General features: G+C 43.0%; 8 protein-coding genes and 2 pseudogenes. 2 read left to right on the forward strand and 8 right to left on the reverse strand.

From position 1 onward, the window contains the following. Positions 1 to 55: 55 nt before the first annotated feature. The 4 genes from U2718_RS17020 to U2718_RS17035 form a co-directional block, all read right to left on the reverse strand. A complete protein-coding gene (locus U2718_RS17020; protein ID WP_342001713.1) occupies positions 56 to 1,582 on the reverse strand; it encodes a vWA domain-containing protein in 1,527 nt (508 codons plus the stop codon). Positions 1,583 to 1,608: 26 nt separating this feature from the next. Then, positions 1,609 to 2,829, reverse strand: a complete 1,221-nt coding sequence (locus tag U2718_RS17025; RefSeq protein WP_342001711.1) for an AAA family ATPase — start codon at positions 2,827 to 2,829, stop codon at positions 1,609 to 1,611. 38 nt (positions 2,830 to 2,867) lie between these two features. Next, positions 2,868 to 4,292 carry a hypothetical protein gene (locus U2718_RS17030; protein ID WP_342001709.1) on the reverse strand — a complete coding sequence of 475 codons (1,425 nt, stop codon included), beginning with the start codon at positions 4,290 to 4,292 and terminating at the stop codon, positions 2,868 to 2,870. A 166-nt stretch (positions 4,293 to 4,458) separates the two neighbouring features. Then, positions 4,459 to 4,743 (reverse strand): hypothetical protein, encoded by a 285-nt coding sequence (locus tag U2718_RS17035; RefSeq protein ID WP_342001707.1) that lies wholly within the window; start codon positions 4,741 to 4,743, stop codon positions 4,459 to 4,461. A 371-nt stretch (positions 4,744 to 5,114) separates the two neighbouring features. Between U2718_RS17035 and U2718_RS17040 the strand changes: the two are divergent. Then, a pseudogene (locus U2718_RS17040) lies at positions 5,115 to 5,357 on the forward strand (transposase family protein); the annotation flags it as partial. Positions 5,358 to 5,514: 157 nt separating this feature from the next. Here U2718_RS17040 and U2718_RS17045 read toward each other — a convergent pair. The 3 genes and pseudogenes from U2718_RS17045 to U2718_RS17055 all read right to left on the reverse strand — a co-directional run bounded on the left by U2718_RS17045 (position 5,515) and on the right by U2718_RS17055 (position 7,569). Continuing rightward, positions 5,515 to 7,011 carry an ATP-dependent RecD-like DNA helicase gene (locus U2718_RS17045; protein WP_342001705.1) on the reverse strand — a complete coding sequence of 499 codons (1,497 nt, stop codon included), beginning with the start codon at positions 7,009 to 7,011 and terminating at the stop codon, positions 5,515 to 5,517. Positions 7,012 to 7,017: 6 nt separating this feature from the next. Beyond that, positions 7,018 to 7,377 (reverse strand): annotated as a pseudogene (locus tag U2718_RS17050) (phosphotransferase); the annotation flags it as partial. A 30-nt stretch (positions 7,378 to 7,407) separates the two neighbouring features. Then, positions 7,408 to 7,569, reverse strand: a complete 162-nt coding sequence (locus U2718_RS17055; RefSeq protein ID WP_342001703.1) for a hypothetical protein — start codon at positions 7,567 to 7,569, stop codon at positions 7,408 to 7,410. 153 nt (positions 7,570 to 7,722) lie between these two features. Between U2718_RS17055 and U2718_RS17060 the strand changes: the two genes are divergently transcribed. Next, complete coding sequence (locus U2718_RS17060) at positions 7,723 to 10,443, forward strand: ATP-binding protein (RefSeq protein ID WP_342001701.1); 2,721 nt, start codon at positions 7,723 to 7,725, stop codon at positions 10,441 to 10,443. Positions 10,444 to 10,767: 324 nt separating this feature from the next. Here U2718_RS17060 and U2718_RS17065 read toward each other — a convergent pair whose 3' ends face one another. Next, positions 10,768 to 11,688 carry a hypothetical protein gene (locus tag U2718_RS17065; RefSeq protein ID WP_342001699.1) on the reverse strand — a complete coding sequence of 307 codons (921 nt, stop codon included), beginning with the start codon at positions 11,686 to 11,688 and terminating at the stop codon, positions 10,768 to 10,770. Positions 11,689 to 11,759: the final 71 nt, after the last annotated feature.

Consider the following 11,759-nt stretch of genomic DNA (forward strand, 5'->3'; position numbering starts at 1 on the left):
TCGACACTCAGGCTGTTTTGGCTCTCTACATTCAGCCTCAAGAGCGATTTCTAACTCAAATCAAAAATAATTCTTCAATTTGATAGTCAGCTTCAGGGCTTAAATCTCTAATTACCCAAATGCGATCGCTGAATTTTGTCAGATTTTTTTCATTATGCTTTCCAATTAGAATGGAGAAAATATTTGTTTCCAGGTGCTGTTTGTGAGCTTTAAGTTTTTCTAGAACGTCTTGGCGCATATCACATAGAGCATCTGTAATCAAAACAATATCTGCTTTGTGCAAGCTCTTGGTGTTGTCTAAGCATTTAATAGCTTCTGTCAAAGCTGGTTCCCAATTTGTACCCCCACCACTGTAAAAACTCAGCATCGAGTCCAGAAATTTCCGGTAATCATGATGTTTTGGTGGAAAATCATCTGTCTGCCGAACCCTAGTATCAAAATGGATGACACGGAAGTGGCGCTTATCCTTTTTCGCAATTTGCAAGAGAACTGCTGTTACTGCTTTGGCCCACGTATCAGGGAGTCCCGCCATTGAGCCAGAAGAATCCAGGCACACAATCAACGGCCCCTTAGACTTTTTCTCCTTGCCTACAATTTTGTACTGAAGTAGAGAATGCTCATAGTACCCTTTGGCGAATAAAGGAAATAGTTCTGGTTGTGCGAGTTTTTGAAGTTCGCAAGGCAGGAGCCGGGATAAGTTATTTCCTAGTTCAATAGTGCTGAGTTCGCCAAAAGCATTTTCTGTTTTAGTACGGCGCTTTTTATCTGCAATATCCTTCAAGGAGCCTGACAGCTTTGCAATCAGCTTGAGTTTTTCGTTGGTCGCAATTCTACTAGCAAGCTCCATCTTCTGGGCCGAGTCAACGGTCTGCTCTGTTCCCTCTTCTATGCCCCAGCTTAAACCCATCATTTCTAGCCATTGGGAGACTTGTGATAATTTCTCCTCAGTTTCTGCTACAGCGGCTCTTATCGTTTGCCGGATTTCTGAGGAGTCCAAGCCTTGAGTATAATACTGGGCATCTTGCACCGCTGATTTACCCAACAAACGTAGTGCTGCCACCACTTCATCTGTATCGTTCCCGACTGAGCCAATCAGGTCGTTGAGTTCTTTTTTCTCCTGTTTGTTGAGATTAGACATCTGCTGGAGAATTTTTGCTGGAGAGGCGGAAGAATTTTTAAGTCGCTTGATGAAGTCTCTTAATTTTTGTGGGTCTTGTAACTTATACCCCGGTTGAGGCAATCGGTCTAACACTGTTTTGCAGAATTCCATTGTCGCTACTCCAGAGGCCAGTTGATTACCCTCGCACTGCCGTACCAAATCAAGAAATCCGATTATTTCTGAAAATTCATCATGGAGTTTTTCTGCCCAAGCACTCTCTGGAGGTGATGGGTCTAGTTTGTCCGGTGCAGGTTCGTAGTATAGCCGATGAAATATTTCAACTGTAAAACTCGCAAACCCTGGCAGCCGATGGCCCTTAGAAAACAATTCATCAGCATGAAAAGTAATCGCAAACTCCCTACAGAACAGCCGGGAGAGACTGCTAACTTCATAAACAAACGGTGGAAACTCTTCGGGAATCATATTTCATATTCTAATTAGAATCTCAATTATGAGTAAACTTTTTCTTTGTATTTGGCGACCTCTAACATCAAATCTTCCCTGATGTCTGTCAGCATTCGCTTCGCTCTACGGACATTCTTACCTTGGTTCTGGGAAAGCAACTTCTCAATTTGACGAGAGACATCCTCTAAATGCTTGGCAGCACTATCCGCCGTGTCAATGAGATTTTTCTCTGTGTCGTTACGAGGACGGAGGTCGTATTCTTTTGCAGCAAGTTGTACTTTTTTCACTTCTTCTTTGGCTGCGTCATACCAGTTTACTGCCTGCTGATTGACATCAGGGATAACCTGATTCAAAATCTGCGCTATCTTTTGCCGCTCCTTGGGTTCTTTTTTCCATACACAATCAGGCAGTAGATCGTGGAACGACTCTATATATACTTCAGCATCGCCCTGAACGTAGGCGTGTGCTTGCAAAAGCTTCACCAACTGCTGGAGTTTGCGATCGCTGATGTCAAAGCCTTCTCGTTCTAATGCAGACTGACACTGAAGCAGCGATTCCACAACAGGGTTAGGAAAAAGTACCTGAGCAGCTTGTGCTTGTAAGTGCTTAATTTCTTCCAAGGTTAGCCGAGTAGAAACAGCGAGTAAAACATTGTTTCTGGCACGATAAATGAGTTCCCGCCGGGAAGCGGTCTTTTTAACGTAAGATACCCAAGGACGATATACGAAACGGTCAACGAATGCCCGTAGTTCTTCGTCTTCCGGTACATCGTTGGCGGCCCCACACAAGAATAGTAGTGGCACTGGTTGCGGGTCTGGATTCTCAAAAACCCGCTCGTTGAGCAGTCGCAGAAGGGCATTCAACGTGGTTGCATTACAGCGGAAGATTTCATCTAAAAAAGCAATATGGGCTTCTGGCAGGCGGTTTTTAGTGTTACGGATGAGTGAGTCCTGCTGCTGCAAGGCAACTAGGGACGGCTGCCCCAATAGTTCCTCTGGTGGTTGGGCACGTTGCAGTAAGCGGTCAAAAAACTTGGCTCCTTCAATTGCTCTGCACAATTCCTGAAGCATCCAAGATTTGGCACACCCTGGCGGCCCAAATAACACTGCATTGCTATTGGTCAAAAGTACTGCCAATACACCATCGATAACGGTGTTACGTTCCAGAAAAATTCTGTTCAGTTCCTGACGCAACTGCCCAAGCCGTTCTTCACAATTTGAAGCAGTTTTATCGTTTTTTACAGTAGTTGGGGTAGTTTTCGTCATTTTCGTATTCCAACTAGAATATGAAATTTTTATTTAAATTAAAATCCAGCGTCTAAATCGTAAGGTGTCGTTGTTTTTCTGTTTGCAAAACCGTTTATTGGCTGTTTGAGTTCACTGTCTTCATCATTCTCCGAAAGGTTGTTAATAGCTTCCTTCAATTCTTCGGTTGGTCTTTCTTCAAGACCTATTTGTTTGCGAACAGCGTTTTCTGCCTGTTCCCACTTCTGTTTCAATGATTTACTGCGGATGCGTAACAAAGCATCCATAGCCGCCAGTTTGCCCTTGAGCTTGTGGAACTCTTCTGGTGACGGAGAATCAGCCAGAGTCTCAAGTTGTTTGAGCAGTTCAGTATAATCAGCATCGAAGGTTAAAGCTTTAGTCAGCTGGGCGATGCCAGCACTACTTGATTCTTCTTTTACCCGCTCCTTGAGCATCATCCTAAAATCGTCCATTAGGACTTGAATCTCTTGTAAGTTTTGTTTGTCGTTTTGGAATAAGTGTTGAATCAGCCCTGCTTTTTGTACTATTGGCTCAAGACTGGGATCGTACTGAGTCAATGTCTCCAGGCGCTGCTGTAAGGTCTGCCACTTTTGGATTGTGCGAAGAGTAGGCTCTTGTTGACTGCAAGTCATACTTGATAACAGTTCTGCTAATTTTCCGTAAGCTTCGTCTCTGCTTCTGGTCTGGGCATCGTAAAGGGTAGAAAGTAGAGTTTGTTCGAGGGTTTCTTGTGAACGACGGATCAGCGCTAGTTTCGATTGTTCTATTTTTAATGCTTCTTCTTCTAGGATTTGCTGGGCTTGTGTGACTTGTGCCTGGGCATCCTCAATTAAGGAAGGAATCTTGATTGGGCCTTCCACCACAACTTGTAAGCACTGTTCTACATCTTCTTGAGTGGGATAAGCATCTGCATAATAGGTTAGTGCTGCTGAGAGCGCTTTTGGTTCTAAATGGGCTTGTGTTAGCACCTGATGCGCCCAAGATAAGAAGGCTGTAAACTCCTCTTCATGGGCAGCTACAATTGACTGTCGCAATTCTTGTGCTTCTTGCTGCATCAGATCAATCGCTTCGAGGGCATCGGGTAGCGAAGCTTCATGAACGAGGCGAAAGGGTTCACTCAACACGGTGTAACGGTTGTAGATAATCTTCTGCCGGGCCTGAAGTTTATGAGCGGCATCTTTTAATCGTTGCGAAGTGTTGGCGCGATACCCACCTTTAGCCGTATCTTCTAACAACTGCATGACTTCGGGGTTAATGCCTAAGTGCAATCCTGACAAACGCAATGTCTGTACACCCACTCTCACTGTTAGCTTGAGTAAGTAAACTGGTTCAAGTTTGAGCTTGTTCCATTGTCGCTGTTTTTTACTCAACGTCTGACTGGCTAATGATGCTTGTTGTCGGTTAGTGAGCCTTTCGGCGACAAGCTTTGAGATTAAATCAAGTTGTGGATTTTGATTATTCATATTCTAGTTAGAACATGGTTTTTGTATTCTAACTAGAATATGAAATTTTTACAAGAGCTTCATTGGTATCTGATTATATTGATTGTATTTAAATCAGAAGGAAGCTCCAAAAGATGAAGAAATTATTGAGGATGACATTAGCAGTGTCTGGTGTCGATCATAAAAGTCATTGCATTTGATCCCACCAGATTTTCTCTCCTGTGTAGTGTTTGTCAACTTGCTCCTTCAAGAGGGCGATCGCTGTCGGGATATCGGGGTAAGGATGGCGTTGTACAAGTACCATTAGATCCGGGCGTGCAGCCGCTTGCTGTCCTGGTACGTATAGCTCGGCAAGGTAGCACTTGCGGCGATTATCGTACCATACGTCGATAATACAGTCTTTATATTCCTCAGAGTGCTTTAAATCCTCTTTGAGTAAATCAATCATACTTTGCTCTATTTTGCATTGCATGGTATCTATCGCCCATCAATAAATTCCCATATTATTGTCTGAAATTCAACCTACATGTACGATTCGTCAGTCAATCGCTTGACTCTGATTATCAAACAACTCGTCAATCTTGTGTGGGTCAGAAACCAAGGTTCCTCGCTCGTCGCGGAAGGTGCGATCGCTTGAGTAAAATTTACTATAAATCTTCTAAAGATAATCTTTTAAAGGGCAAGCAGAAAATGAAGAGAAAGTAAGCAGTCAGACTGCTGTCTTATTGCCGCGATCGCTCCTAATCAGGCATACCATTAAGTAGATTAAGTAGTTGGACAAAATTAAATTCATTCAATTCCCAAAAAATGAGCATAGCCAATGCTACTGCGCTGACAGAAAAAATGGCATCGGTTTTTAGTAAAATAGAAGACCCTCGTGTAAAAACAACTCGCGTTCATTTATTAGCAGATATTCTAATCATCGCAATCTTATCAGTAATCGCAGGAGCAAAAGGATGGGAGGACATGGAACATTATGGATTGAGTAAATATGAATCGTTAGAAGAATTTTTAGCTTTACCTGAAGGCATACCAAGTGAAGATACATTTCGACGATTTTTTGAGCGGATTAACCCAAAAAGATTTCGTTCGGCGTGTCACCACCTTGACGGTACAAATCTCAGTAACGTCGTCATTGGTTTTCGTGTTGGGTGTAGGAACCCCGACTTCTCTATAAATCGGGGTTCTCATTGTTCACGAATGATTAATCTGAATTTTGTGTCGAGATTCCTATACACCATTGTCACCGGATAACTAATATCCGTTGTCTAGCCCGTGAGCTAGAAACATAGTACAAACGATTAAACTCTCTAATCTTGGCCAGTACTGCCTTACTGTCATCTCCTCGTTCTGGATAAAGTCGCTTACTCAAATCTTGACCATCAATACCTGCTTCTAAGAAAGTGCTACCTTGACTATTGTGAACAGTTAATGCAAAGCAGTTTCTGATGTTGGCAAACTGCTCTAAATGTTTGTAGTACTGCTTCCACAGAAAGGGATTACGCTTGGCACTTTTGAGTAAACGTTTGGTTTCTTGGTCAAATTGTTTTTGCTCATCTTCATGCAGAACATAGATTTGACGCACAATCCCTTCATCTGTCTCTACCTTTAACCTCCAAGTATCATAGTTGTTGTAACGATCGCCAAAGACATCTAAAACAGTAAACTCTGTAGATGTAGAAAGAATCGTAGTTTTACCATCAGGAGCCATCACAGGATCTCTGGTGATTAGTCTCTCTCCAGGAATAAAGCGATTGATATTTTCACCATATAAATGTGTGCGAATCTGCTGATTGTAAAAGTCAACTTGAGTATTAGTCCAGGATAAAATTCGGAAACAATCTGGGTTTTGAGCAAATTCTTTAAACATCTTTTTGCAGGCATAACGCAGCAAAGTTTGACGTTTAACTATCAGTGCCCCATTACTTTTATCAGGCAGATACTTGGCATAAGGTTCAAATGGTAGTTTACTTTTAGTAACTGCATAGCGAGAAGCAGTGACAAACTCTAACAAAGGGCTACCAGTTCCCTGACGCACAACTTGAGTCAATACTGCTTTATCTGGTACTTGAAAACTAGGGGATTTTCCTTCATTAACTGGATTTAACTGTGCTGGGTCGCCCATGAGAATAATTTTGATTTTTGTCCAGGTGGATGATTGGTTAGCAACATCCTCAATCCAGCGCCAGAGTTGTTTGCCAATCATGGAACATTCATCAATAAAGACAACATCAAATAGATTGATGTAAGAAGGCCCAGTTTGGTCAAGCATTTTCTCTTTACCTCTAGTTACCATACCCAGTCCTAACAACTGGTGAATGGTGAAGAATTCTACCCCAGTTACGCCATTTTCTGCCGCCATGCGTTGCAGCACACCTACAGCTTTATTAGTGGGTGCAGTCAGTACAACTCGCTTACCCGTAGCGACAAGAACTTTAATTAGTTGGAATACAATAGTTGACTTGCCGGTTCCAGCATAGCCAACCAGCAGAAATAAAGCAGCCATCACGGTCGGCTGTATAAAAGTCCACATTGCATCTAAAGCTTTTTGCTGCTGCTGGGTGAGCTGAAATGGAAAAGAACCTGTTGCAGCGAAAGTAGGAAGTGTTTGGATCATCATCGCTTCGCTAATTCCATTAATTGATCCACTCAATGCAGCGATAGCTGTTGGTTTTGCTTCTCCGAAAAACAACACTCCTTCGGATTTGAAGAATATGTTTCCATATCCATTCGGTATCATTAGCAATCAATATTCTAAACCAGCCATTTGCTGTTCATGTGTGGACAGCATCATCTGTGCTAGTTCTATGTAAGATTCTTCACCTGTTCGCAGTACGAACATTGCAATCATGACAGGGTAGGCACAATACAATTCGACGATGTGATCGTGCATTCGAGGCCAAACTTGACCCCCAGACTGTTGGTACTGCTGAAGTAGATGAGAGAGTGCGGATTCACCAAAAATGGCGTAGTAAAGAGCGAAGTCTGTTGCTGGGTTGGCAACCGAGGCTTCTGTCCAATCCAGTAGTCCAGTCACTCGGTAGTTCTGGTCAACCAAGATGTGTCCTGGGTGTAAGTCACCGTGGGTGAGTGCAGAATGTACAGGCCAGTACGTGTCATCGTCTAACCAGTTATGCTACCTCTGCCAGATCGTCTCCGAGATATTGAGTAGGTGTTTTGCTTGCTCCATATTATGGGCGAGAGACTGCCGAACCTCAGATGGCTGTAGCACCCTGACACCAGCCTTGACTGCTGCATCATGATTAATCGAGTGCAGGGCGGCAAGTGTGCTAGCCAAGGAGTTACTAGTAAATCTTACTACGCAGCAATACGTGTTTTAATATACCGAATACTCTAATATACTGAAAATAGTTTTTAGCGTAGGCGTGGCCCGCCGTAGACATCGCTCGTTTTTTATCCGGCCTCACTTTGGAGTGTTGCTCCCATCTCTATGTTATTTATCAAACAAAAATACCTGCCCTACAGGATTGCATTTTTCAGTGTGGGAGTAACCTTGCTAGTAAAGCTGGGACTAGAGCATCTAACCGGAATCACAAGTTCTTTCAGCTTGTGGGTGATTGCTATCTCTATAAGTACTTGGTACGGTAGCATTATTTCAGGATTGGCATCAGTGTTTTTGGCTGCTTTAGCTAGTCATTACTTTTTTACAAATCCATCTTCTACTCTCGATAGTCTAGAATTTGTATTATTTGTTATCGAGAGTCTATTAATCAGTGCGCTAACTGATAACTTCCAGTCAAGTAAACAGCAGTCAGATACTGATAAAACAGAAGCCCAAATCAATCTAAAAGATTTATTACAGAGTCAGCGTTCACTTCGCCAAGGTGAAGAACTATACCGAACATTAACCCAAAATCTACCCAATGGAGTAGTTTTTCTCTTCGATCGAGATATGCGCTTTATGGGTGCTGAGGGTACAGAACTGCAAATCTTTGGTTTACCAAAAGAAGAGTTTCAAGGTAAAACGCTGCACGAAACTGTTCTCCCTGAGATTTACGAAGTGATAGAACCAGTTTACCGTAGTACCTTACAGGGTACTCCAATGTGTATTGAAATCCCTTATAACAATCAAGTTTATCTAATACACACTTTTCCAGTCAAAGATGAAAATAGCAAAATTCTGACGGGCTTGGCAATCTTCCAAAACGTTACGAACCGCAAACAAGCAGAAGCAAAAATTATCAAGTTAAACCAAGCTTTAAATCGACGAGTTAAAGAATTACAAACTTTGTTAGAGGTGATTCCAACTGGCATTGCCATTGCAGAAGATCCAGAATGCCGAACTATTCGAGCTAATCCGGCTCTTGCCAAACTGCTGGGCATACCTGTTGACGCAAATGCCTCTCTCAGCGCTCCTAATGATGAACGTCCAACTAACTTTAAAGTTTACCAGGATGGCAGAGAACTAGCTCCAGAAGAACTGGCTATGCAATATGCTACCACTCATGGTGTGGAAATACTGGATTCTGAGATTGAGGTGGTTCGTGATGATGGTGTGAGAATTAACCTGTCGCAGTATGCTGCCCCTTTATTTGATGAAGATGGAAAAGTGCGGGGGTGTGTAAGTATATTTCTAGATATAACCCAGCGCAACCAGGCAGAAAGAAAATTGCAAGCTGCTAGAGATCAGTTGCAGACTGTACTGGAGGCTGTACCTGGAATTGTATCTTGGGTCAGTTCCGATTTGTGCTATTTAGGTGTCAACAAGCACTTAGCTGATAGTTTTAATTTGTCTCCCGAAGCTTTTGTTGGTCAGGATATTGGTTTCTTAGCTAGTGGTAATGGGTTTCGTGAATTTGTGCAAAAGTTCTTTGCTGGAGACCAATCTGAAGCACTATATGAGTTGAAATCCATAAGCGCAGATCGTAGCTATTTAATTGTGGCTCAAAAATATGACCAAAACAGAGCCGCGTTTTTAATCGGCATTGATATCACTGAACAAAAGCGTGTAGAGGAAGAACTGAGACAAAAGACTGAGGAACTGGCAGAAATAAATCGAGTAAAGGATGAATTCGTCGCTGTCTTGTCTCATGAGTTACGTACTCCCATGCATAATCTCCACGGCTGGGCGCAACTATTGCTAACTGAACATGAGATGGATGAAGCACTGAAAATTGAGGGACTGGAAACGATTGAGCGGAATGCCCGTCTACAAGTTCGCTTAATTGACGATTTGCTGGATCTGGCTAGGATGCAGAAGGGTGAGATGAATTTGGAAATCGAACCTGTTGACCTAGCAAGTGTAATTCGGTCAGCAGCAGATACTATTCGATTGTCAGCCGAAACAAAGGGCATTCAAATTCAGTTACATCTTGATGCTGCGGTGTCCAACGTTTTAGGTGATGCCATTCGTTTACAACAAGTGGTTTGGAATTTGCTTTCAAATGCAATCAAGTTTAGTTCCAAGAATGAAACTGTAGAGGTCAGGTTGGAACAAGTTGAGTCTCAAGCTCAGATTACTGTTATTGATCAAGGGAGGGGCATAGAAGCAGAATTTATACCATTCGTCTTTGAACGGTTTAGTCAGCGTGACGCTTCCACTACTCGTTCTGCTGGAGGATTGGGGTTAGGACTTGCGATCGCTCTAACAATTGTACAACTCCACAATGGCAATATCACGGCAGCCAGTGCGGGATTCGGCAAGGGTTCGACATTCACGGTGAGGCTACCTATCGTGACAATGACAAAGCAGTTGAGTAATGAGGAGCTAGTAGTAGGAGAATTGCTGCATAGCAATCAGAAAATTGCCCAATTGCATAACTTGTGCATTTTGGTTGTGGATGACGATGCAGATGCTCGGATGTTAATGCAGACTGTTCTTCAGAGCGCCGGAGCAGATGTATTAGTGGCAGCATCAGTAAAAGAAGCATTGGCACTTTTAGAACAGCGTAGGCGTAGCCCGCCACAGGCATCGCCCGCTCTACTGATTAGTGATATCAGTATGCCAGATGAGGATGGCTTTACCTTAATTCGTCAGGTTCGCTCCCGTACTATAGAGCAAGGGGGACAAATTCCGGCGATCGCTCTCACTGCTTTTGCTGAAGCCAAAAACGAGCAACGTATTTTAAAAGCAGGGTTTCAACTTTTTATTGCCAAGCCAATTGAGCCAATAGAACTCGTGGATAAGGTGGTTGAAACGTTAAAAACCTAATTACTCCACCTTCTTCGGTAGAGTTAGGCAACTAGAGCAGAATCAGCAATTTTTGGTAAAAGTATGGTGAAAATGGCAATTCTCACCATGATGAACGATTTCATTTACCACAACGTACTCTAGGCAGTACTTAAACGATCGCATCAAGGGCTTGTTCTAAACGTTCGACAGTATCTATTGCGTCTTGAATTTCTTGTCTTGGTGCGATCGCAAACGCATTAGAAATGTCTGGTTTTGCCATTTGTCATACTGAACAGAATGACAGAAGTTCAGTTTTTACCCGTCAGCAGTATATCAACTATTTTAGAGTTGTTGACTTCCTTTCTATTCTCCCCAAGAGCGTTGCTGTCCTAGTCTGAGTAAACGGTCATTTAAGGCGATTCTTCCTAATTCAGAAATAACCTCAACTGGAACACCAACAGATGTAGCTGCTTCTGGGATTGTTACTCTGCTATTTCGCAACAGAGATAAAACTTGCTGCATTTTAAGAACAACTGGATCGCTTTTGTTGGTGTAACCCCGATTAATAGCAATTCTCAGCCCGGTTTCAATATCATCTACTCTAGCTCTGCGATTTTTATCTATCAATAGTGTCTGCTGTCCAGCGATTGCGCTACTTTCAGAAGCCACTTTGCGTCTACGTGCAGTTCTGGGGGCGATGCCTTCTCTTCTCCTGTTGGAGACGCTATGCGTAGCTTGCTTAAGCGTAGGGGTACGAGAGGCTGCGCCAACGCCAACGGCAACGTCTTCTGGTGCGTCCGCTATGCGTAGCTTGCTTCCCCTTGGGGGTACGATCAACGCATTTGCAATCTGAATACCTACATACCCAGTGTTTCTACGCACTGGGACAATATCGAAGTTATAGAGTCGCTTTTGTCCCGCTTGGTCTACAGTTTGGACAAGTAAGTTAGTAATGGCAGTAGTGGTAGCCCCTGGAAACTTTAACGGTTGGATTGCCCTCAGAAAGATGGTTGTAGCGCGTCCGCTTTTTAAATCCGTATCTGTGGTGTAGACGAGTCGTGAAGGGTCTGCTACCAAAATGTAGGCGATCACCTCGTCGGTTTGAGTGAAGCTAATAGGCGTAGCACGTCCTGGAGTAATTTGAACCTGAATTCTGTTGTTTGCAGCCATATCCCGTTCAATCAAGCGATATGCAGGAGTTTGTGCTTGTGCCTGTACAACAGGTATCGTCACCCCAAATAGTATTGTAGTGCTAGTAATAATAAGAGTGGCAAATAGTTTCATACCAATGAAAGAATTTTGAACTAGAAGTTTTGACTTATAGGCTGTTCTAGTAATCTCAAAGATTAAGTTGT

The organism is Chlorogloeopsis sp. ULAP02 (genome assembly GCF_038404745.2).
Taxonomy (GTDB): domain Bacteria; phylum Cyanobacteriota; class Cyanobacteriia; order Cyanobacteriales; family Nostocaceae; genus Chlorogloeopsis.